The 23,594-nt window shown below is 59.1% G+C and carries 17 protein-coding genes; 10 read left to right on the top strand and 7 right to left on the bottom strand.

Annotated features, from left to right (window positions below):
- Positions 1-12 precede the first annotated feature (12 nt).
- The 4 genes from acnD to ACOYXH_RS05865 all read right to left on the bottom strand — a co-directional run bounded on the left by acnD (position 13) and on the right by ACOYXH_RS05865 (position 5,665).
- The gene (acnD, locus tag ACOYXH_RS05880) at positions 13-2,607 is read right to left on the bottom strand and encodes a Fe/S-dependent 2-methylisocitrate dehydratase AcnD (RefSeq protein ID WP_220558380.1); all 2,595 of its coding nucleotides are present in this window, start codon (positions 2,605-2,607) and stop codon (positions 13-15) included.
- Positions 2,608-2,808: 201 nt separating this feature from the next.
- Positions 2,809-3,936, bottom strand: coding sequence for a bifunctional 2-methylcitrate synthase/citrate synthase (gene prpC, locus ACOYXH_RS05875; RefSeq protein WP_220558379.1), 1,128 nt, complete (start codon positions 3,934-3,936; stop codon positions 2,809-2,811).
- Between the two features lie 119 nt (positions 3,937-4,055).
- The gene (gene prpB, locus ACOYXH_RS05870) at positions 4,056-4,946 is read right to left on the bottom strand and encodes a methylisocitrate lyase (protein ID WP_460410370.1); all 891 of its coding nucleotides are present in this window, start codon (positions 4,944-4,946) and stop codon (positions 4,056-4,058) included.
- Complete coding sequence (locus ACOYXH_RS05865) at positions 4,943-5,665, bottom strand: GntR family transcriptional regulator (protein ID WP_172828118.1); 723 nt, start codon at positions 5,663-5,665, stop codon at positions 4,943-4,945. Before ACOYXH_RS05865 ends, prpB begins: the two co-directional genes overlap by 4 nt.
- A 406-nt stretch (positions 5,666-6,071) precedes the next feature.
- On the opposite strand from ACOYXH_RS05865, the gene rloA reads away from it, so the two are divergent.
- From rloA to pabB, 4 genes are all read left to right on the top strand, one after another.
- Positions 6,072-6,608: a retropepsin-like aspartic peptidase RloA gene (gene rloA / locus ACOYXH_RS05860; RefSeq protein ID WP_053116866.1), complete on the top strand. Its 537-nt coding sequence runs from the start codon at positions 6,072-6,074 to the stop codon at positions 6,606-6,608.
- Between the two features lie 5 nt (positions 6,609-6,613).
- Complete coding sequence (gene rloB, locus ACOYXH_RS05855) at positions 6,614-8,149, top strand: osmotic stress tolerance membrane protein RloB (protein ID WP_093431750.1); 1,536 nt, start codon at positions 6,614-6,616, stop codon at positions 8,147-8,149.
- Positions 8,149-9,135 (top strand): alpha-L-glutamate ligase-like protein, encoded by a 987-nt coding sequence (locus tag ACOYXH_RS05850; protein ID WP_460410369.1) that lies wholly within the window; start codon positions 8,149-8,151, stop codon positions 9,133-9,135. Before rloB ends, ACOYXH_RS05850 begins: the two co-directional genes overlap by 1 nt.
- Before the next feature lie 319 nt (positions 9,136-9,454).
- Positions 9,455-10,798, top strand: coding sequence for an aminodeoxychorismate synthase component I (gene pabB / locus ACOYXH_RS05845; protein ID WP_460410368.1), 1,344 nt, complete (start codon positions 9,455-9,457; stop codon positions 10,796-10,798).
- A gap of 108 nt (positions 10,799-10,906) precedes the next feature.
- On the opposite strand, the gene thrH is transcribed toward pabB, so the two are convergent.
- Complete coding sequence (gene thrH, locus ACOYXH_RS05840; protein ID WP_258709490.1) at positions 10,907-11,524, bottom strand: bifunctional phosphoserine phosphatase/homoserine phosphotransferase ThrH; 618 nt, start codon at positions 11,522-11,524, stop codon at positions 10,907-10,909.
- Between the two features lie 165 nt (positions 11,525-11,689).
- Here thrH and ACOYXH_RS05835 point away from each other — a divergent pair, with 165 nt between their 5' ends.
- From ACOYXH_RS05835 to ACOYXH_RS05825, 3 genes are all read left to right on the top strand, one after another.
- Entirely contained in the window at positions 11,690-12,424 is a 735-nt protein-coding gene (locus ACOYXH_RS05835; protein ID WP_093431738.1) for a phosphoadenylyl-sulfate reductase, read from the top strand.
- 578 nt (positions 12,425-13,002) lie between these two features.
- Positions 13,003-14,541: an NCS1 family nucleobase:cation symporter-1 gene (locus ACOYXH_RS05830; RefSeq protein ID WP_220558376.1), complete on the top strand. Its 1,539-nt coding sequence runs from the start codon at positions 13,003-13,005 to the stop codon at positions 14,539-14,541.
- Between the two features lie 55 nt (positions 14,542-14,596).
- Positions 14,597-15,325, top strand: coding sequence for an aspartate/glutamate racemase family protein (locus ACOYXH_RS05825; protein ID WP_095047763.1), 729 nt, complete (start codon positions 14,597-14,599; stop codon positions 15,323-15,325).
- Between the two features lie 119 nt (positions 15,326-15,444).
- Here the strand turns inward: ACOYXH_RS05825 and ACOYXH_RS05820 are convergent, their stop codons facing one another.
- The gene (locus ACOYXH_RS05820) at positions 15,445-16,368 is read right to left on the bottom strand and encodes a LysR family transcriptional regulator (RefSeq protein ID WP_095047764.1); all 924 of its coding nucleotides are present in this window, start codon (positions 16,366-16,368) and stop codon (positions 15,445-15,447) included.
- A 126-nt stretch (positions 16,369-16,494) separates the two neighbouring features.
- Between ACOYXH_RS05820 and ACOYXH_RS05815 the strand changes: the two genes are divergently transcribed.
- Complete coding sequence (locus ACOYXH_RS05815) at positions 16,495-17,241, top strand: 3-oxoacyl-ACP reductase family protein (protein ID WP_095047765.1); 747 nt, start codon at positions 16,495-16,497, stop codon at positions 17,239-17,241.
- 73 nt (positions 17,242-17,314) lie between these two features.
- Here ACOYXH_RS05815 and ACOYXH_RS05810 read toward each other — a convergent pair whose 3' ends face one another.
- Positions 17,315-18,010, bottom strand: coding sequence for an HAD-IA family hydrolase (locus ACOYXH_RS05810; protein WP_095047766.1), 696 nt, complete (start codon positions 18,008-18,010; stop codon positions 17,315-17,317).
- A 243-nt stretch (positions 18,011-18,253) separates the two neighbouring features.
- On the opposite strand from ACOYXH_RS05810, the gene ACOYXH_RS05805 reads away from it, so the two are divergent.
- On the top strand, positions 18,254-23,044 hold the full coding sequence (locus ACOYXH_RS05805; RefSeq protein ID WP_460410367.1) for an RHS repeat-associated core domain-containing protein: 4,791 nt from the start codon (positions 18,254-18,256) through the stop codon (positions 23,042-23,044).
- The gene (locus ACOYXH_RS05800) at positions 23,041-23,436 is read left to right on the top strand and encodes an Imm50 family immunity protein (protein WP_460063700.1); all 396 of its coding nucleotides are present in this window, start codon (positions 23,041-23,043) and stop codon (positions 23,434-23,436) included. Before ACOYXH_RS05805 ends, ACOYXH_RS05800 begins: the two co-directional genes overlap by 4 nt.
- The last annotated feature ends 158 nt before the right edge of the window (positions 23,437-23,594 follow it).

Here is a 23,594-nt window from a genome sequence, read left to right as displayed (position 1 = left end):
GCATCAGTTGATTTAAACGGCAACCGCCGACTCTTCGAGGAAGTCCTGAGCGAAGCGCTGCAACACGCCGCCAGCCTCATAGATCGACACTTCTTCAGCGGTATCCAGACGGCAGGTCACCGGCACGTCAACGCGCTCGCCGTTCTTGCGATGGATCACCAGCGTCAGGTCCGCACGCGGTTTGCGCTCGCCGACCACGTCGTAGGTTTCGCTGCCGTCGATGGCCAGGGTGTGACGGTCAGTACCCGGCTTGAACTCCAGCGGCAACACGCCCATGCCCACCAGGTTGGTGCGGTGAATGCGCTCGAAACCTTCTGCGGCAATCGCCTCGACACCGGCCAGACGCACGCCTTTCGCCGCCCAGTCGCGGGACGAACCCTGTCCGTAATCGGCGCCGGCAATGATGATCAGCGGCTGCTTGCGCTCCATGTAGGTTTCGATGGCTTCCCACATGCGCATGACCTTGCCTTCCGGCTCGACGCGCGCCAGCGAACCCTGTTTGACCTTGCCGTTTTCCACGACCATTTCATTGAACAGTTTCGGGTTGGCGAACGTCGCGCGCTGTGCGGTCAAGTGGTCGCCACGGTGGGTTGCGTACGAGTTGAAGTCCTCTTCCGGCAGGCCCATTTTCGCCAGGTATTCGCCGGCGGCGCTGTCGAGCATGATCGCGTTGGATGGCGACAGGTGATCGGTGGTGATGTTGTCCGGCAGCACCGCCAGCGGGCGCATGCCCTTAAGCGGACGTGCGCCGGCCAGCGCACCTTCCCAGTACGGTGGACGGCGAATGTAGGTGCTCATTTCGCGCCAGTCGTACAGCGGCGTGACTTTCGGACCGGTGTCTTCATGGACAGCGAACATCGGAATGTAGACCTGACGGAACTGCTCAGGCTTGACCGAAGATTTCACCACGGCGTCGACTTCTTCGTCGCTCGGCCAGATGTCCTTCAGGCGGATTTCCTTGCCGTCGACCACGCCCAAGACATCCTTCTCGATATCGAAACGGATGGTCCCGGCAATGGCGTAAGCCACCACCAGCGGCGGCGAAGCGAGGAACGCTTGCTTGGCGTACGGGTGGATGCGGCCGTCGAAGTTGCGGTTGCCCGAGAGCACGGCGGTGGCATACAGATCGCGGTCGATGATCTCTTGCTGGATCACTGGATCGAGCGCGCCGGACATGCCATTGCAGGTGGTGCAAGCGAAGGCGACGACGCCGAAACCGAGCTGCTCCAGTTCAGTGGTCAGCCCTGCTTCGTCGAGGTACAGCGCCACGGTTTTCGAACCCGGCGCCAGCGAGGATTTCACCCACGGCTTGCGGGTCAGGCCAAGCTTGTTGGCGTTGCGCGCCAGCAGTCCGGCGGCAATCACGTTGCGCGGGTTGCTGGTGTTGGTGCAACTGGTGATGGCGGCGATGATCACCGCGCCGTCGGGCATTTGCCCGGGCACGTCCTCCCACTGCCCGGAGATGCCTTTGGCCGCCAGATCCGCCACCGCAACGCGCGCGTGCGGATTGCTCGGACCGGCCATGTTGCGCACCACCGACGACAAATCGAAAGTCAGGCCGCGCTCGTATTGCGCGCCTTTCAGGCTGTCGGCCCACAGTCCGGTAAGCCTGGCGTATTGCTCGACCAACTGCACTTGCTGATCTTCGCGGCCAGTGAGTTTCAGGTAATCGATGGTTTGCTGGTCTATGTAGAACATCGCCGCCGTGGCGCCATATTCCGGGGCCATGTTGGAGATGGTTGCGCGATCGCCGAGGGTCAGCGCCGCCGCACCTTCGCCGAAGAACTCCAGCCAGGCGCCGACGACTTTCTGTTTGCGCAGGTATTCGGTCAGCGCCAGCACCATGTCGGTGGCGGTGATGCCCGGTTGCAGCTTGCCGGTCAGTTCGACGCCGACGCTTTCCGGCAGACGCATCCACGACGCGCGACCGAGCATCACGCTCTCGGCTTCGAGGCCGCCGACACCAATGGCAATCACGCCCAAGGCATCAACGTGCGGGGTGTGGCTGTCGGTGCCGACGCAAGTGTCGGGGAACGCCACGCCTTCACGCACCTGGATCACTGGAGACATTTTCTCCAGGTTGATCTGGTGCATGATGCCGTTGCCCGGCGGGATCACATCAACGTTCTTGAAGGCTTTTTTGGTCCAGTTGATGAAGTGGAAACGGTCTTCGTTGCGACGGTCTTCGATGGCGCGGTTCTTCTCGAACGCCTGCTTGTCGAAACCGCCCGCCTCCACCGCCAGCGAGTGGTCGACGATCAATTGCGTCGGCACCACCGGGTTGACCTGCGCCGGGTCGCCGCCCTGCAAGGCGATCGCGTCGCGCAGGCCGGCGAGATCGACCAGCGCGGTCTGGCCGAGAATGTCGTGGCAGACCACACGGGCCGGAAACCACGGGAAGTCGAGGTCGCGTTTGCGTTCGATCAGTTGCTTGAGGGAGTCTGTGAGCGTGGCCGGGTCGCAGCGACGCACGAGGTTTTCCGCCAGCACGCGGGAGGTGTACGGCAGGGTGTCGTAACTGCCGGGCTGAATCGCTTCGACCGCCGCACGGGCGTCGAAATAATCCAGAGGGCTGCCGGGCAGGGTTTTACGGAATTCTGTGTTCATCGGGTCAGGACTCGGGTCACGGTAGTTTCAAAGGGTGGGCAGACGCCAGACTCAAGATTCACACCGTCCCTTGTAGGAGTGAGCCTGCTCGCGATAGCGGTAGATCAGTCGACATCAATGTTGAATGTCAGTCCGTCATCGCGAGCAGGCTCACTCCTACAGGGTTTGCGGTGGCTTTCGGGATCGGGTCAGCTCACCATTTCAGCGACGTTCGATTGGCACGAACTTGCGCTGTTCAACGCCGACATACTCGGCGCTTGGACGAATGATGCGGTTGTTGGCACGCTGTTCGAACACGTGCGCGGCCCAGCCGGTCAGGCGCGAGCAGACAAAGATCGGCGTGAACAGCTTGGTCGGAATGCCCATGAAGTGGTACGCCGAGGCATGGTAGAAATCGGCGTTGGGGAACAGTTTTTTCTGCTCCCACATGGTCTTGTCGATGGCTTCGGAAACCGCGAACAACACCTTGTCGCCGACCTCGTCTGCGAGTTTTTTCGACCAGCCCTTGATCACCTCGTTGCGCGGATCGCTGTCCTTATAGATCGCGTGGCCGAAGCCCATGATCTTGTCCTTGCGCTCGAGCATGCCGAGAGTGCCCTTGATCGCCTCTTCCGGCGACGAGAAGCGCTCGATCATTTCCATCGCCGCTTCGTTGGCGCCACCGTGCAACGGGCCACGCAGCGAACCGATGGCGGCGGTCACGCAGGAATAAAGATCAGACAGGGTCGAAGCGCAAACGCGCGCGGTGAAGGTCGAGGCGTTGAATTCGTGTTCGGCGTAGAGGATCAGCGAAACGTTCATCACTTTGACGTGCAGTTCGCTTGGCTTCTTGTCGTGCAGCAGGTGCAGGAAGTGACCGCCGATAGTCGGCTCGTCACTGACGCAGTTGATGCGTTTGCCGTCGTGGCTGAAGCGATACCAGTAGCACATGATCGCCGGGAACGCGGCCAGCAAGCGGTCAGTCTTGTCGCGCTGCTCGGAGAAGTCTTGCTCCGGCTCGAGGTTGCCAAGGAACGAGCAACCGGTGCGCATCACGTCCATCGGGTGGGCGTCGGCGGGGATGCGTTCAAGCACTTCTTTCAGCGCTTGCGGCAGGTCGCGCAGCTTGCTCAGTTTGCCTTGGTATTCGTCGAGTTGCGCCTTCGTCGGCAGCTCGCCGTAGAGCAGCAGGTACGCGACTTCTTCAAATTGCGCATCGGCAGCGAGTTCGCGCACGTCGTAGCCGCGATAGGTCAGCCCGGCACCGGCCTGGCCCACGGTGGACAGTGCGGTTTGCCCGGCAACCTGGCCACGGAGCCCGGCACCACTGAGTACTTTTGCTTCGGCCATTGTGTTCTCCAATCTTGAATTTGTTAGGGAGTGTGGCGAAAAGATCGCAGCCTCGTTGCACTCGACAGCTCCTACAGGGATCTGTGTAGGAGTTGCCGCAGGCTGCGATCTTTTGATCTTTATTTCTTGGCGGCAAACAACGCATCGAGCTTCTGCTCGAAGGTGTGGTAGTCGATGCGATCGTAAAGCTCCATGCGAGTATGCATGGTGTCGATGACATTCTGCTGCGTGCCGTCGCGGCGAATGGCGGTGTAGACGTTTTCCGCTGCCTTGTTCATCGCGCGGAACGCCGAGAGCGGATACAGCACCAGCGACACATCGGCGCCAGCCAGTTGCTCGGTGGTGTACAGCGGCGTCGCGCCGAACTCGGTGATATTGGCCAGGATCGGCGCTTTTACGCGGTTGGCGAACAGCTTGTACATTTCCAGTTCAGTGATGGCTTCCGGGAAGATCATGTCGGCGCCGGCCTCGATGCATGCCGCTGCGCGATCGAGTGCCGACTCCAGACCTTCCACCGCCAGCGCATCGGTACGCGCCATGATCACAAAGCTGTCATCGGTGCGCGCATCCACTGCAGCCTTGATGCGATCAACCATTTCCTGCTGGCTGACGATCTCTTTATTAGGACGGTGGCCACAACGCTTAGCGCCAACCTGGTCCTCGATGTGAATCGCCGCCGCGCCGAACTTGATCATCGACTTGACCGTGCGCGCCACATTGAACGCCGAGGAGCCGAAACCGGTGTCCACATCGACCAGCAGCGGCAGATCGCAGACGTCGGTGATGCGCCGAACGTCTGTCAGCACGTCGTCCAGACCGGTGATGCCCAGATCCGGCACGCCGAGGGAACCTGCGGCCACGCCGCCACCGGACAGGTAGATCGCCTTGAAACCGGCACGTTTGGCCAGCAGCGCGTGGTTGGCGTTGATCGCGCCGACCACTTGCAATGGATGCTCGCTGGCGACCGCATCGCGGAAACGCTGGCCTGGAGTGTTCAGGTTGGAACTCATGACTCACCTCGTTCAGTGGCTGTCTTATTGTGGGCGCCGTCCTGGTAATGACGGGCGATGTTGCGTTTCGAGGCCCCGATGTGACGGCGCATCAACAATTCCGCGAGTTCGCCGTCACGGTCGGCGATGGCATCGAGAATCCGGTGGTGTTCGGCGAAGGCCTGACGCGGGCGGTTCGGCGTGGTGGAAAACTGGATGCGGTACATGCGCACCAATTGATACAGCTCGCCGCAGAGCATCTGCGTCAGCGTGCGGTTGCCGCTGCCCTGGATGATCCGGTAGTGAAAGTCGAAATCGCCTTCCTGCTGGTAATAGCCAACGCCAGCCTGAAACGCCGCGTCGCGCTCGTGGGTTTCCAGAACCCGGCGCAGCTCGTCGATTTCTTCGACGCTCATGCGCTCGGCTGCGAGACGACAGGCCATGCCTTCGAGGGATTCGCGAATTTCGTAGAGTTCGAGCAATTCGGCATGACTGAGCGACACCACCCGCGCACCAACGTGCGGTACGCGCACCAGCAGGCGCTGGCCTTCCAGACGATGAATCGCCTCACGCAACGGCCCACGGCTGATGCCGTAGGTGCGCGCCAGTTCCGGCTCGGAGATTTTGCTGCCCGGGGCGATCTCGCCTTTGACGATAGCCGCTTGAATGCGCCGGAAGACGTTTTCCGAGAGCGTCTCGGAATCGTCGCCGCTGATGACTGGGGGATCGAGTTGATCCAGCATGATTGTCGACACCTTTAAATCCAATGCGGCAAAAACTAGCCAATTCGCCCGCATCAGTCAAAGGATAAATAGGTATTGTCGACAATCGTCTAATAACCGTAGGCAATCTTCCATTGGTCGATTAACCCCTGTGGGAGCGAGCCTGCTCGCGAAAGCGTAGTGTCAGTCAGCATCTGCTTGGGATGACGCACCGCCTTCGCGAGCAGGCTCGCTCCCACAGGGAATCCCAAGGGTTATAGACCGGTGCCGGCGCTGGCGCCATAAACCCACCGTGCTAGAATGCCGCCCGCATTTGCTGGCCATTTGTACGGCTTGTCATAAAAAGCTGATAGGCACACGAAGGGCCTTGCGCAAGTTTTGCCAAGGACCTGAACCGAAAACGGAACGCTGCGCACCAGGATTTATGAGACTCAAGCCTTTTCCCACATTCTTTGCCCTGTTTTGCCTGCCCGGCCTCGCCGCCGCGGGGGAAAAAACCGTGTACGGCCTCAACGAATACGCTTCGCTTGACGGCATCAATCTGGAAGTTGCGGCCAAACTCGACACCGGTGCGAAAACCGCATCGCTGAGTGCCCGCGACATCAAACGCTTTAAACGCAACGGTGAGTCCTGGGTACGTTTCTACCTGGCCATCGACGCTGCGCATTCACACCCGATCGAGCGGCCGCTGGCGCGGGTCAGCAAGATCAAGCGCCGCGCCGGCGATTACGACCCGGAGGAAGGCAAGAAGTACACCGCCCGTCCGGTGATCGAGCTGGATATCTGCATGGGCACGGCGATGCGCAGCATCGAAGTGAACCTGACCGACCGAAGTGCGTTCCAATACCCGCTTTTGATTGGCTCCGAAGCGCTGAAACGCTTTGATGCGCTGGTCGATCCAAGCCTTAAATACGCTGCCGGCAAACCCGCCTGCACCATCGCCGCTCATACCGCCGAGTAATTTCCATGCGTTCTCTAACCTTCCACCTGAAAATCCTGATCACCATTCTGGTGCTCCTGGGCGTTTCGGTTACGGCCTATCAGATTTTCGTGCTCGGCATCCCGGTGACCGAAGACGCCACCGACGACTTGTGGAACATCGACGCCAAGGTCGAGTTCGTCGCCAGCACCAAGGATCCGGTGAAGATCCAGATGTTCGTGCCGCCGTTGAGCCGCGATTACGTCAGCCTCAACGAGAGTTTTATCTCCAATAACTACGGTGTCGCCGTCAACCGCGTCGACGGCAACCGCAAGGTTACCTGGTCGGCGCGCCGGGCCAAGGGCAACCAGACCCTTTATTACCGTCTGGTGCTGACCAAGCGTTACACCGCCGAAAAATCCAAGATCAAAGGCCCGACCTTCCGCGACAGCATCGCCATCGAAGGCCCTGAGAAAATCGCCGCCGAAGCCCTGCTCGCGCCGATCCGTCAGCACTCGGCCGACGTCGAAACCTTTATTGGCGAGGCGATCAAACGCGTCAACAACGTCAACGATGACAACGTGAAATTGCTGCTGGCCGGCGATCCGTCGACGCCGCACAAAGCCAAAATCGTCGAACTGCTGCTGTCCATCGCCCACGTGCCGGTGGAAAAAGTCCACACCATCCGCCTCGTCGCCGACCAGCCGCAAACCCCGGAACTGTGGCTGCGCAGCTTCAACGGCAACGACTGGCTGTACTTCAACCCGGAAACCGGTGAGCAAGGCCTGCCGACCGACCGCCTGCTGTGGTGGACCGGCGATGAAAACCTGATCACCGTCGATGGCGGCAAAAAAGCCAACGTGACCTTCAGCCTGAACAACAGCGAGATGAACGCGATTCGTCTGGCCAAGCTGACCGACGAAAACACCGACGCCAACTTCCTCGAATACTCGCTGTACGGCTTGCCGCTGCAGACTCAGCAGACGTTCATGATCATGGTGATGATCCCGATCGGCGTGCTGGTGATCCTGATTCTGCGCAACCTGATCGGCCTGCAGACACTCGGCACGTTCACCCCGGTGCTGATCGCCCTCGCCTTCCGCGAAACGCAACTGGGCTTCGGCATTCTTTTGTTTACCGTGATCACCGCGCTGGGCTTGTCATTACGTTCGTATCTGGAACACCTGAAGCTGCAAATGCTGCCGCGACTCTCGGTGGTGCTGACCTTTGTTGTGGTGCTGATCGCAGCGATCAGCCTGTTCAGCCATAAGCTCGGTCTGGAACGCGGGCTGTCGGTGGCGCTGTTCCCGATGGTGATTCTGACCATGACCATCGAACGCCTGTCGATCACCTGGGAAGAACGCGGTGCCAGCCATGCGATGAAAGTCGCGATCGGCACACTGTTCGCGGCGTCACTCGCGCACCTGATCATGACCGTTCCAGAGCTGGTCTACTTCGTGTTCACCTTCCCGGCGATCCTGCTGATTCTGGTCGGCTTCATGTTGGCGATGGGTCGTTATCGCGGCTACCGCCTGACCGAGCTGGTGCGCTTCAAGGCTTTCCTGAAGAAGGCTGACGCCTGATGTTCGGTTTCTGGAAGACCTGGAAGGCCCTGGAAGCGCGGGGCATCATGGGCATCAATCGGCGTAACGCCGACTACGTGCTCAAGTACAACAAGCGCAGCCTGTACCCGATTGTCGATGACAAGATCATCACCAAGGAACGCGCCATCGAGGCCGGCATTCACGTGCCGGAGCTGTACGGCGTGATCTCCACCGAGAAGGAAATCGACAAACTCGACCAGATCATCGGCGGGCGCAACGACTTTGTGATCAAACCGGCCCAAGGCGCTGGCGGTGACGGCATCATCGTGATTGCCGACCGTTTCGAGGGCCGCTATCGCACGGTGTCGGGCAAGATCCTTGCCCATGAAGAGCTTGAGCATCACATCTCGAGCATCCTCACTGGCCTGTATTCGCTGGGCGGCCACCGTGATCGCGCGCTGATCGAATACCGCGTGACCCCGGATCAGATCTTCAAAAGCATCAGCTACGAAGGCGTGCCGGACATCCGCATCATCGTCTTGATGGGTTATCCAGTGATGGCGATGCTGCGTCTGCCAACCCGGCAGTCCGGCGGCAAGGCCAACCTGCATCAGGGCGCCATCGGTGTCGGTGTTGACCTGGCCACGGGTCTGACGTTGCGCGGCACCTGGCTGAACAACATCATCACCAAACACCCCGACACCACCAACGCGGTGGACGGCGTGCAACTGCCCTACTGGGACGGTTTCATGAAACTCGCCGCCGGCTGCTATGAGCTGTGCGGGTTGGGCTATATCGGTGTTGATATGGTGCTCGATCAGGAAAAAGGCCCGCTGATTCTGGAGCTGAATGCGCGGCCGGGGCTGAATATTCAGATTGCTAACGACTGTGGGCTGACGTTGCGTACCCATGCGGTGGAAGCGCGACTGGAAGAGTTGAAGGCGCGTGGGGTGACTGAATCGGTTGAAGAGCGGGTGGCGTTTACTCAGGAGATGTTTGGGCATATTCCAGCCATCGAGGGCTGATCTCCCCCGATGATCGTTCCCACGCTCTGCTTGGGAATGCATCCCGTGACGCTCCGCGTCACAGTGGACGCAGAGCGTCCATGGCGGCGTTACCACGCAGAGCGTGGGAACGATCAAAGCATGATGATCGGCTCCCTTTCCCTCGCCAGCTTGAGATATCGAGCCGAACTCGGATCTTGAAAAGCATGAAGATCTGCTCCCTTTCCCCCTCGCCCCCCTGGGGGAGAGGGTTGGGGTGAGGGGGAGGCTTTTGACTTTGATCTGGCATCGGAGAGGACTACAATCCCCACCCCGCCTCAACGGCCGATCTGCCCCGCCCATGTTGACCTGTTCTGTACACCCACTGCCCTACCGCGCCAATCCCGCCGACTACTTCGCGGCCATCCGCAACGCGCCCGGCGCCGTGCTGCTCGACAGCGGCCGGCCAAGTGCCGACCGTGGCCGTTATGACCTGCTCAGCGCCTGGCCGCTGGAACATCTGGCGGTGTTGCCCGACGAAAGCGGCGGAGTTTTCCTGCAACGCCTGCGGGATAATCTGACCCGTCTGGGCGAGGCTGATTTACCAACAGGTTTCGACCTGCCATTCGCCGGCGGTTTGATCGGCTACCTGAGCTACGATTTCGGTCGGCATCTGGAAAACCTGCCGAGCCAGGCGCTGGATGATCTGCAATTGCCGGATGCCCGCTTTGGCCTGTACGACTGGGCACTGATCAGCGATCACCAGAGGGCCAGCAGCCAACTGGTGTTTCACCCGTCCGTGATCGATAGCGAGAAACAGCGGCTGATCGCGCTGTTCAGCCAGCCGCTTGTCGAATCGATGGCGCCGTTCAAACTGAACCAGCCAATGACCGCCGACCTCTGCGCCGACAATTATCGTCAGGCCTTCGAACGCATTCAGCATTATATCCAGGCCGGCGACTGCTATCAGGTCAACTTCGCCCAGCGCTTCCGCGCTGCGTGTCAGGGCGATCCGTGGCTGGCTTATTGCGCGTTGCGCGAGGCCTGCCCGACGCCGTTTTCCGGTTTCCAGAGCTTGCCTGATGGCGGTGCCGTTTTGAGCCTGTCGCCAGAGCGCTTCGTCAAAGTCAGCGACCGTCAGGTGGAAACCCGACCGATCAAAGGCACCCGTCCGCGTGGCATGACCCCGGCCGAAGATGCCGCGAACGCCGCCGAACTGCTGGCCAGCCCCAAGGATCGCGCAGAAAACCTGATGATCGTCGACCTGCTGCGCAACGATCTCGGGCGCACCTGCCGCATCGGTTCGGTGCGGGTGCCGGAGCTGTTCAGTCTGGAAAGCTATCCGAACGTGCATCACTTGGTCAGTAGCGTCACCGGTGAGTTGGCGGATGATCGTGACGCACTGGATTTGATTGCCGGCAGTTTCCCCGGTGGCTCGATTACCGGCGCACCGAAGATTCGCGCAATGCAGATCATCGATGAGCTGGAACCGACGCGACGTGGGTTGTATTGCGGGTCGTTGCTGTATCTGGACGTGCGCGGCGAGATGGACAGTTCCATCGCGATTCGCAGTTTGTTGGTCAAGGATGGGCAGGTGTGCTGCTGGGGCGGTGGCGGAATTGTTGCCGATTCGGATTGGCAGGCTGAGTATCAGGAGTCGATTACCAAAGTCAGAATCCTCCTCGACACCCTGCAGAACCTCTGAATGACACAACCCCTGTAGGAGCTGCCGAAGGCTGCGATCTTTTGATCTTGATCCTGAAAAACCAGATCAAAAGATCGCAGCCTTCGGCAGCTCCTACAGGGGTATTCATTACAAACTCAATTCTCTGTTCGAAGCTTTGAGGAATTCCTGCTTCAACTCGGCAAAGGTGTGCACCGCGGGAAACTGCGGAAACTCGCGAATCACATTCTCCGGCGCATGGAACAGAATCCCCGCATCAGCCTCGCCCAGCATGCTCGTATCGTTATACGAATCCCCCGCCGCAATCACCCGGTAATACAGGCTCTTGAACGCCAGCACCGACTGACGCTTGGGATCTTTCTGGCGCAACTGATAGCTGGTCACCCGCCCGGTTTCGTCAGTAATCAGGCGATGGCAAAGCAACGTCGGGAAGCCCAGTTGACGCATCAACGGCTGCGAGAACTCGTAGAACGTGTCCGACAGAATCACCACCTGAAAGCGCTCGCGCAGCCAGTTGACGAACTCCACAGCGCCGTCCAGCGGCTTCAGTGTGGCGATCACTTCCTGAATGTCCGACAGCTTCAAGCCGTGCTCATCGAGGATGCGCAGGCGCTGCTTCATCAGCACGTCGTAATCGGGAATGTCCCGGGTGGTGGCCTTGAGGGATTCGATTCCGGTTTTTTCAGCGAAGGCGATCCAGATTTCCGGCACCAGTACCCCTTCAAGATCCAGGCAAGCAATTTCCACAAGACACTCCCGTTTGTATTGATTATTTGAGTCGAGCGAGGCCGAACTCTAGCGACTCACATGCAGACGCGCAACGCACAGCACGCCCCCGAGCCGTGCAGCTTTTTGTTACCATCAGCGCCATATAGAGCGCCCAGCGCCACCGACCTGTAGGAAGCCGCCCTGATGAGTGCAACGTTCGACGTCGTGGAACTCGCCACGACCTATGCCAACAAATCCGCGCAAGACATCCTCAAACTCGCGTTCGCCGAGTTCGGCGATGACTTGTGGATATCTTTCAGCGGCGCCGAGGATGTGGTGCTGGTGGACATGGCCTGGAAGCTCAACAAGAACGTCAAGGTGTTCAGCCTCGACACCGGCCGTCTGCACCCGGAGACCTACCGCTTCATCGATCAGGTGCGCGAGCACTACAAGATCGACATCGAACTGGTGTCGCCGGACTACACGAAACTCGAACCGTTCGTGAAGGAAAAAGGCCTGTTCAGCTTCTACAAGGACGGTCACGGCGAATGCTGCGGTATCCGCAAGATCGAGCCGCTGCGCCGCAAATTGTCCACCGTCAAAGCCTGGGCCACCGGCCAGCGCCGCGACCAGAGCCCGGGCACCCGCAGTGCTGTAGCCGTGATGGAAATCGATACTGCGTTCTCCACCCCCGAGCGCACCCTGTACAAGTTCAACCCGTTGGCGCAGATGACCAGCGAAGAGATCTGGGGTTACATCCGCATGCTCGAGTTGCCGTACAACAGCCTGCATGAGCGCGGCTTTATCAGTATCGGCTGCGAACCGTGCACCCGCCCTGTCCTGCCGAATCAGCACGAGCGCGAAGGCCGCTGGTGGTGGGAAGAAGCGACGCAGAAAGAATGCGGGCTGCATGCCGGGAATATCATCAGCAAGGCCTAACTCCCTGCCGCGCTGATTTCCCCCTTGTAGGAGTGAGCCTGCTCGCGATAGCGGTGTCTCAGTCGATAATTTTTTTGGCTGATACACCGCTATCGCGAGCAGGCTCACTCCTACAGGGGTTTGTAGCGACTCCAAAAATGTGTACACATGAATGTCACCATCGGTGCCATTTATGTGTGCACTTTTTTGTTTCAGCGCCCTGAAAAGTTACATCCCTGCCAAAAATCCCTCGCCTCCGCCCGCCATCAAAATCCCTCGCCAAAAATAAATACCTGTTCAACCGGTCAATTTTTAGCCAATTATTTTCAGACACTTAGCGCACATCGATAACTTTTCGAAATGAGCACGGCTGCGCATAGATCAACGACTGGCACAGATCTGGCTTATGTGCATACATGTTTTGTATACAAAACTGCAAAACATAAAACCACTTCGATCCGCAAGCCTGAAGCGCCCTATCCCGTACAGGCTGCAGATGCCCCGTAACCAGTGATGCTTTCACTGCCGCGACGAAGATTTGTCGAGCCTGACGGCTCATGCACAGTCATCGCGGCCCTGAACATCAGGAGCCTGCCGGAATGCGTACAAGTCTCTCCAACAACATCGCGCTGAATCTGCCCGCCGCTGCTCTCGACCAGCCGTTACCCGATGACGGGTTGACCGAGCCGTTACAACTGAGCCCCCGCCTGCACAACAGCGACCTGGCGCCAACCAAGGCCGAAGGTCGGCGCTGGGGCAAATACAGCATCTTCGCCCTGTGGACGAACGACGTGCACAACATTGCTAACTACTCGTTCGCCATCGGCCTTTACGCCCTTGGCCTGGGTGGCTGGCAGATCCTGCTGTCGCTGGGGATCGGCGCGGCGCTGGTGTATTTCTTCATGAACCTGTCCGGGTACATGGGGCAGAAAACCGGGGTGCCGTTTCCAGTGATCAGCCGGATCAGTTTCGGCATCCACGGCGCGCAAATTCCTGCACTGATCCGCGCGGTTATCGCCATCGCCTGGTTCGGCATTCAGACGTACCTGGCGTCAGTGGTGTTTCGCGTATTGCTCACGGCAGTCCATCCCGGATTCGCCGCATACGACCACAACTCGATCCTCGGGCTGTCGACTTTGGGTTGGGTGTGTTTCGTGGCGATCTGGTTCGTGCAACTGGCGATCCTCGCCTACGGCATGGAAATGGTCCGCCGTTACGAAGCGTTTGCCGGGCCGGTGATTTTGCTGACAGTTGCGGCACTCGCTGGGTGGATGTACTTCCAAGCCAACGCGACCATTGCCTGGTCGATCCGCGAGCCACTGACCGGTGGCGAGATGTGGCGCAACATTTTTGCCGGCGGCGCGTTGTGGCTGGCGATCTACGGCACGCTGATTCTGAATTTCTGCGACTTCGCCCGCTCATCGCCGTGCCGCAAGACCATCAAGGTAGGAAACTTCTGGGGTTTGCCGGTGAATATTCTGGTGTTCGCCGCGATTACCGTGCTGCTCTGCGGTGCGCAATTTCAGATCAACGGCCGGATCATCGAGAGCCCGACCGAGATCATCGCCTCGATTCCCAACACCTTCTTCCTCGTGCTCGGTTGCCTGGCATTCCTGATCGTCACTGTGGCGGTGAACATCATGGCCAACTTCGTCGCCCCGGCCTTCGTGCTGAGCAACCTGGCGCCGAAGTACCTGACGTTCCGTCGCGCCGGGCTGATCAGCGCAACCATCGCTGTGCTGATCCTGCCGTGGAATCTCTACAACAGCCCGCTGGTGATCGTGTACTTCCTGTCTGGCCTCGGCGCCCTGCTCGGCCCGTTGTACGGCGTGATCATGGTCGACTACTGGCTGATCCGCAAAGGCCGGATCAACGTCCCGCAGCTCTACAGCGAAGATCCCGACGGCGCTTATTACTACAGCCGTGGGGTGAATTTCCGTGCGGTGGCGGCATTTATTCCTGCGGCGCTGATCGCCATCGTCCTGGCGCTCGTGCCGGGTTTCCACAGCGTCTCGCCGTTCTCCTGGCTGATCGGCGCCGGGATCGCCGGAATGCTCTACCTGATCATTGCCAAACGCCATGCGCACTACGCCGACATCAGCGGCGAATCGATCGCTGTCGACAACGTCTGCCATTAATTCCCTCGTGGCCCGGACTTCGGGCCGCAGAACTGCCCGCTATAAGGATTTCCCCATGCGTATTCTCGTGGTCAACGTCAACACGACCGAATCCATCACCGAGGCCATTGCCCGCTCGGCGCAGGCTGTCGCCTCGCCCGGTACCGAAATCGTCGGTTTGACGCCGTACTTCGGTGCCGACTCGATTGAAGGCAACTTCGAAAGCTATCTGGCGGCCATCGCGGTGATGGATCGGGTGATGGCCTACGACCAGCCGTTCGATGCCGTGATTCAGGCCGGCTACGGCGAGCACGGTCGCGAAGGTCTGCAGGAATTGCTCAACGTGCCAGTGGTGGATATCACCGATGCGGCCGCGAGCACGGCGATGTTTCTCGGCCACGCCTATTCGGTGGTGACCACGCTGGATCGCACCGTACCGCTGATCGAAGATCGGCTGAAATTGTCCGGCCTGTGGGATCGTTGTGCATCGGTACGGGCCAGTGGTCTGGCCGTTCTGGAACTGGAACACGAGCCACAGCGTGCCTTGGAAGCCATCGTGCATCAGGCAGAACTGGCGGTGACGCAGGACAAAGCCGAGGTGATCTGCCTGGGTTGCGGCGGCATGGCCGGCCTGGATGAGCAGATTCGTCGGCGCACTGGCGTGCCGGTGGTGGATGGCGTCACGGCGGCGGTAACGATTGCGGAATCGCTGGTGCGCTTGCGCTTGTCGACGTCGAAAGTGCGAACGTATGCGACACCTCGGCCGAAGAACATCATTGGCTGGCCGGGGCGGTTTGCCCGCTAAGCTTATCATCGGAAACCGAGTCGCCCCATTCGCGAGCAAGCTCGCTCCCACAGGGGAAATGCATTCCAAATGTGGGAGCGAGCCTGCTCGCGAAGGCCGCAACTCGGTATCAAGGTTGCTCAAATAGCACTAAACCGCCGCGCCAACCCTCTCTCCGCAAACTGTTCAATCACATAATCGACAAACGCCCGCGTCTTGCCCGGCAACAACTTATGTTCGGCGTAATAAATCGAGATGTTGCCATCATCGACAAACCAGTCCGGCAACACTCGCTGCAACGTACCCGCCTCCAGATACCCCACCGCAAAAGGCATGCTCACCAGTGCAATCCCCAGGCCCTGCGCTGCTGTCGCACACGCGGCTTCGGAATCGCTCATGGTCATCCGGGCCTTGAGCATCAACGGACTGTGCTGCTGATCGCGGTGCGTCAATTGCCATGAACGCACACGCCCGGTTTGCGGTGAGCGAATCAGAATTCCGTCGTGCTGCTTGAGATCGTCCGGATGAGTGATCGCAGGATTGCCGTTCAGATAATCCTGCGAAGCGACCAATACCCGATGCGCTGGCGTCAATCTGCGCGCTACCACACCTTGTGGCAGCTCAAAGCCGCCGCCAATCGCCGCATCGAAGCCCTGCCCGATCAGATCGACCTGACGATTATCGAAATGCCAGTCCGGATTGATCGCCGGGAAGCGCCGCAGAAACTCGCCGAGCAACGGCACTATATAAAGGCGCCCGAACACCGTGCCCATGCTGACTTTCAAGGTGCCGATCGGCTGCCCTTCGGCACTGGCCAGATTGGCCACGGCATTCTGGATCGTGGTCAGGCTGGCGCTGACTTCACTCAAAAACAGCTGCCCCGCCTCGGTCAGCGTCAGACTGCGGGTGCTGCGCTGAAACAGCCGCACACCCAGCCGCGCCTCAAGCTTTGCGACACTTTTGCCAACCGCTGCCGGGGTCAGGCTCAAGCGCCGCGCCGCCTCGGCAAAGCTGCCGACTTCAGCACTACGGACAAAGCATTCGATACTGCTGAAGGTTTCCATGGCCGCCACTATAAACTTCTGGTTTACACAGACTATAGCAATCAGGGTCTACACGGTTGCGGATCAGAGGTCGATACTCGGCTCCAACAACAAGGCATCCCGCCTTGAATAGTCTGGAGATCGAACATGACCACTCAACACCTCGGCGGCAAAGTCGCTCTGATTCAAGGCGGTTCCCGTGGTATCGGCGCTGCCATCGTCAAACGCCTGGCCGCTGAAGGCGCTGCAGTAGCCTTCACTTACGTCAGCTCCACCGCCAAAGCCGAAGAGTTACAGAACAGTATCACCGCCAACGGCGGCAAAGCCCTGGCGATCAAGGCCGACAGTGCCGACGCCGCAGCGATCCGCCACGCGGTCAGCGCCACGGTCGAAGCTTTTGGCCGACTCGACATTTTGGTCAACAACGCCGGTGTGCTGGCCGTTGCTCCACTGGAAGACTTCAAACTCGAAGACTTCGACCAGACCCTCGCAATCAACGTGCGCAGCGTATTCATCGCCTCGCAAGAAGCCGCCAAGCACATGGGCGAAGGTTCGCGCATCATCAACATCGGCAGCACCAACGCCGACCGCATGCCCTTTGCCGGTGGCGGTGTATATGCGATGAGCAAATCGGCGCTAGTCGGTTTGACCAAAGGCTTGGCCCGCGATCTGGGCCCACGCGGCATCACCATCAACAACGTGCAGCCCGGCCCTGTCGACACCGACATGAACCCGGCGCACGGTGACTTCGCCGAAAGCCTCATTCCGTTGATGGCCGTCGGTCGTTACGGTAAAGCCGAAGAAATCGCCAGTTTCGTCGCCTATCTGGCGGGCCCGGAAGCCGGTTACATCACTGGTGCCAGCCTGACCATCGACGGTGGTTTCGGCGCCTGATTTCCCGAGTCGCCTGAACGAAAAACGCCGCCCCTCTTTTTACAGAGGGGCGGCGTTTTTTTGTCTCAGACGTTTACATCCATTCCAGCGCCGGCAAACCACAGGCACTTGGCGTGAACGCTTTCAAACTCCGAAGAATCCCGTCAGCGTGTGCGTACTTTTCATCGGCCATGGCGGCATCGGGGATGGCGATGGCCGTCATGCCTGCGGCTTTCGCTGCGGTCACGCCAAACGGCGAATCCTCGAACACCAGGCAATCCTCAGGTGCCACACCCAGACGGCGGGCAGCGGTCAGGAAGATATCCGGCGCCGGTTTCGCCGCGCCGACTTCCGGATCGTCCGCCGTGACAATGAAGTCGAACAGCGCGAACCAGTCGCGGTGCAGCGTGGTTTTTTGCCCGAACGATTGCCGCGATGAACTGGTGCCGACGGCGATGGGGATGTTGTGCGCCTTGAGGTGGCGAATCAGCTCCTCGGCACCCGGCATCGCTTGCGCCGTGGGAAAACGCTCGCGCATCAATGGTTCGCGGATCACCAGAAACTCTTCAGCGGTGATCGGCAGATCCAGCGCCTGCACCACGTAGTTCGCCAGATCGTTGGCCCCGCGACCAATGATGTTCTGCTTGACGCTCCAGTCGAAGGTGCGCCCGTAGCGCTGGGCAATCAGCGAAGTGACTTCGGTGTAAATGCCCTCGGTGTCCAGCAACAAACCGTCCATATCAAAAATCACGGCCTTGATCGGGCCGAACGCCTTCAGCGGTGCATTCATCATCGGATCCGTTAACAAAGACATCCCAAGCGGCAGGTGGACCGCTGCTCGGATCTGATTAAAGGGTTCAGCAGCATAACGAGCGCGACAGACATTGAGCAACGGCCAATGTTTATTGAGCGATGAACTACTCGCAGACATTTAGCGAAATGTCCTACAGGCATCGCCTACTCGCCCGACTTCTTTCCTGTTTGATCCCCCGCAAAGTCCCCGCACCTTTTTGACGTGCGCGAGAGACTGCGAATGCTTCCAACCGATCGGCTTCTGGCCCTGAACAACAGCATCGGCCTGCTCGTTGTTGCTGCTTTGAATCCCGATGAGCCGGACTTCGAACACCTGATCCGCGAGTTCCGCCTGTGCCTGAACCACTACGACGCCTGGGCCGAGCAGTTCTGGACAGGCACCGCGCTGGATGTCGAACAGGTCTTCACCGTCGGTAACGACGTACGCCTCAGCGCGCCGATCACGTCGCGCCAGCCGCTCAGTTCATCGGTGGTCATGTGCTCGGCCAGCGGGTCGCTGACGCTGGTGCATATGTTCGAGGCCGCGAGGTTTGTGCCGATTGGCAACACCCCGGTAATCCTCGAACCGGTGCTTGCCGATGTCGGCGGCGTGCTGACTTTCGGCGAACCGCTGCATTACACCATCGGCCCCAGCGGCATTCTGCAAGTGACCGACTGCGATCGGGGCCAGCGTTATCGCATCACCTTCTTTCCCGATGTGTCCACGGACCATGTGAAGAAGCTGTACGCCTCCTATCAGGGCATCATCGATGGGCTGGAGGGCTGGTTGCGCGGGGAATGGAGTGAATGTCAGCCGCAGTGGAAGGAATTTTCCAGCGCCGGGTTTCTTGAGCGTTACGGTCAGTTGCAACAGGCCGATTGGCGTGGATTCGAGAAAGCCCTGAATGGCGTCTGGGATGACATTAAACAGGTATTTGCCCTGCTCGCAGACTTGCAGGCCAACAGTGAAAAATTGCTGGAATACCTCAGCGAGGCCGAGCTTGAGGCGTTATTGAATGCCTCCAGCGACGCCATCGCCAATGGCTTGCTGATCCTCAGTGACGAGCCGCTGCTGTTCATTCATCTGGCCGCGTTTACCAGTTGGCTGAAGATGCTGCCGCCGCAGTATCTGGCTGAAGTGGTGGCCGAGGTGCGGGTCGAATTGCTGATCAGCTTCCTGTTGATGGGCGTGTCGGGTGGCATCGGCGTGCCGCTGCGTTTGAGCAGCAAGGTGCTGGCGAAGATCAAGTCGCCGCGCGCGCGGGAATGGCTGGCGGCCTCGGCATTGCGCTTGGCCGAACTGACGTCCTCGGCGGATTTGACGCGGCATGCCAGCGTTTTGAAGCCACTGATGCTCAATGTGCGTGACGTTGAGTTGAAACCGACACCGGCGATACCGCTGAACATTTGTCAGGCCGATTCGCTGGTGTTGACCGTGCCAAACCCGGCGCCTGTTGTGCGGGACAAGTCTGGCGGTTCGAGCCGGATCGAGCGGCATGAGCCGCATGACGATTCGCCGGATCAGGCGAAAAACCCCAACGGCGACAGCGCCGATTGCGTGCCGCGCACCTGCACCAACGGCTGCCCGGTGTCGATGGTCACCGGCGAAGAACTGCTGACCTTGAGCGATGCGCTGCTCGATGGCGTGTTGCCGTTTGAGTTCACGCGGTTGTATCGCAGCAGTGCCGCCGAAATCGATGTTGGGTTGGGGTTTGGCTGGAGTCATTCGCTGGCGCATCGGCTGGAATTTGCCGGCGACGAGGTTGTTTGGGTCGATCACGAAAACCGGCGTACCCGTTTTCCGTTGCCGAATACTGAGCGCCCGGCGATTCACAACAGTTTGTCGCGGGCGGCGATTTTTCTGGGCGATGAGCCGGAAGAGCTGATCCTCGCACTGGCCGGGGACACCGCGCGGTTTTATCACTTTCGCGCAGGAAGGCTGACAGCGATCAGCGATGCCTATGGCAATCGTCTGACGGTGCAGCGCGATCGCTTTGACCGGGTGCAGCGACTGGATAACGGCGCCGGGCGTTCGCTGTTGTTGCGGTATGACCGGGCGCAGTTGGTTGGTGTGGATTACCAGGTGTTTCGCGACGGTGCATGGAGCACCGAACAAGCGCTGGTCAGTTACAGCTACGACGCCTACCGGCACCTGATCGAAGCGACCAACGCCGTCGGTGACAGCGAGCGTTACGACTACGACGACGCTCACGTGATTCTGCAGCGGCAACTTGCTGGGGGCGCGAGTTTCTTCTGGGAGTGGGAGCGCTCCGGCAAGGCTGCTCGTTGCGTGCGTCACTGGGCGTCGTTTTCGCAGATGGACACACGTTACGTCTGGAACGATGACGGCAGTGTCGCGGTGCATTACGTCGACGGCACCGAAGAGACCTACGTTCACGACGAACGTGCGCGGCTGGTGCGCAAGGTCGAGGCCGATGGCGGTGAACAGCTCAAGGCCTATGACGATGCCGGGCGCTTGATTGCCGAGCAGGATGCCTTGGGCGCCGTCACCGAATACCGCTACGACGAAGTCGGACGGCTGATCGCGCTGATTCCACCGGATGAGGCGCCAACGTCCTACGAGTATCGCAACGGTTTCCTGCATCGACGTTCGCGCGGCGAGGCGGTGTGGATCTACCGGCGCAATGCCGAGGGCGATGTCACCGAAGCGGTCGACCCCGACGGCCAGGTTACTCATTACTACTACGACACCCGGGGGCAATTGCTGTCGATCCGCTACCCGGACAGCAGCCGGCATCGGCTGGTCTGGAATAGCCTCGGCCAGTTGACCGAGGAAACCCTGCCCGACGGTGGCGTGCGGCGCTTTTCCTACGACGCACTGGGGCGGCGGACGACAACCGCCGACGAACACGGTGCGGTCACCCGCCAGCATTGGGACGCCGTTGGCCGACTGATTCAGACGACTTTTCCTACCGGCAGCACCCGCGCCTACAGCTACGGCGCCTACGGTCAGGTCACTGCCGAACGGGATGAACTGGGGCGCATTACCCGTTATGAATATGACGACGATCTGCACTTGGTTTCGCGCCGAATCAACCCTGACGGCACGCGGGTGCAGTACCGCTACGACCATGCGCAACTGCTGCTCACCGAGATCGAAAACGAATCAGGGGAAAAGTACCGGCTGGACTACACGCCGACCGGGCTGATTCGTCAGGAAAGCGGTTTTGATGGTCGGCGTACCACGTACGCCTATGACCTCAATGGGCATCTGCTGGAAAAGACCGAGTTCGGTGATGACGGCTCTTGTTTGCTCACCGCTTATGAACGCGATGGCGCAGGCCGGTTACTCGTCAAAACCCTGCCCGACGGCATCAAGGTCAGTTACCAATACGACCGTCTCGGTCGTTTGATCAGTGTCGACGACGGCCAGCAACATCCTTTGGCCTTCGAGTACGACCGTCAGGACCGCTTGATCACCGAGCATCAGGGCTGGGGCACCCTGCGTTACCGCTACGACGCCTGTGGCCAGCTCAAGCGCATGCGTCTGCCGGACAACAGCGTGCTCGACTACCGCCACGCCAAGGGCGGCGCACTGAACGGGATTGACCTCAACGGCACGCCGTTGACCCGCCATGTCTATCAGTCCGGTCGCGAACAACAACGTCAGCAGGGCCTGCTGCTCAGCGAATATACCTACGACGATCAAGGACGATTACTCGCCCACGCCGTAGGCCATCAGCGTGATGCGCTGTACCGCCGGGATTATGCCTACAGCGCCAACGGCAATCTCGCGCACATTGCCGACAGCCGCCACGGCCAGCGTACCTACGGCTACGACGGCCTCGACCGGCTGATCCGCGTCCGTCACTCGCGCGACGAACTGCCGGAAAGCTTCGCCCACGACCCGGCCGGCAACCTGCTGATGCAGGACCGCCCCGGTCCCAGCCAGATCAAGGGCAACCGCCTGCTGATGCAGGGCGACCGCCACTACGACTACGACGCCTTCGGCAACCTGATCCGTGAACGGCGAGGCCGCGCACAGACACTCGTCACTGAATACCGCTACGACTGCCAGCACCGCCTGATCGGCCTGACCCGCCCGGACGGCCAGACCGCCAGTTACCAATACGACGCCTTCGGCCGGCGTATCCGCAAAATCGTCAACGGCGAGATCACCGAATTCTTCTGGCAAGGCGACCACCTCGTCGCCGAAAGCAGCGAAAGCGAATACCGCAGCTACGTCTACGAACCCGGCACCTTCCGCCCGCTGGCGTTGCTCGACGGCAAAGGCCCGAAAAAAGCCTGTCCCTTCTACTACCAACTCGACCACCTCGGCACCCCGCAGGAACTCACCGACTACAGCGGCGACATCGTCTGGTCCGCGCAATACGACGCCTACGGCAAAGTCGCCGCACTGACCCTGGCCGGCGAGGACTACCTGAACCAGCCGCTGCGTTTTCAGGGGCAGTACTTCGATGCGGAGAGTGGGCTGCATTACAACCGGCATCGGTATTACGACCCCCGGCTGGGGCGGTATCTGACGCCGGATCCCATCAAGTTGGCCGGTGGCTTGAATCAGTACCAGTACGTGCCGAACCCGACGGGGTGGGTGGATCCGTTGGGGTTGAGTTCCAATTGTCCGCCCAAAGGCAGAAAATCGATCAATTGTTCAAAACCTGATGATGTTGAGCTACCACAGGTTTCCAGGCGCGGTGCATTCAGACAGGCAAAAGTTGATGCAGGAATACCGAAAGGGCAACAGCCAGACATTCAAATTGATGAGGTAAGTGGCAGGCAGAAGCAGTTCACCTATGTCAACATGACGGATAGAAAAGGAAATAACATTCTAGACAGCAACGGAAAGCCGATCATAACCAGAGAATATAGATTTACCCGAGAGGATGGTTTTATATTGACACTCCAAGACCACTCAGCGGGACACAAGTATGGAGATATAAATAACCGAGGAGATCAAGGACCTCACATAAATATACGACCCGCTGATGACACACGCAATGGCAAAGTAAAAAACACCAACGATCATTATCCATTCAAGGGACGACAATGAAGTACTGGAATGAGATAGAAGGCAGCAAATTCTTCAACATGGTATTCAGCAGAAATATACCCATTGGGGAGATCAAGCTATTCGCTTTAAACATGGACAACAACCTTTCAACATTGACCTTGGCATTTGATATTAGAGAAATGCCGGACACTCCTCCGAAAAAATGGGAATCCATAGGATACAATGCTTGCCGAATCGGAATAACATGCGGTGAAATTAGAGAGTTGACGACATCCAACATTCCAACTCAAAAAAACTTAAGTCTATCCATACAACCAGTTGGAGACAGATATCTGATTTCAGCTGTATCAAGCACTTCGAAAGTAACATTTACCACATCATCATTAAGACTGCGAGAACCTAGCGTATATTTAACAGAGTTACCTTTCTAAAATTTATTGAGCAACGGGTGCTCTGTTACCGTGAGGCATCATAAAAAATTTATATAGATACAGAGAACAGTTCGACATCCAGTTGCTCAGCATGATTCTAGACAATTTGGAATTCTCTAAATCCGGGATCTCACATTGTTAGCACTACAAAAAAACGC

It is taken from the genome of Pseudomonas sp. Mb7, assembly GCF_054790525.1.
The sequence above is the reverse complement of the archived record's forward strand: the minus strand, read 5'-3'. Positions and strand labels throughout refer to the sequence as shown.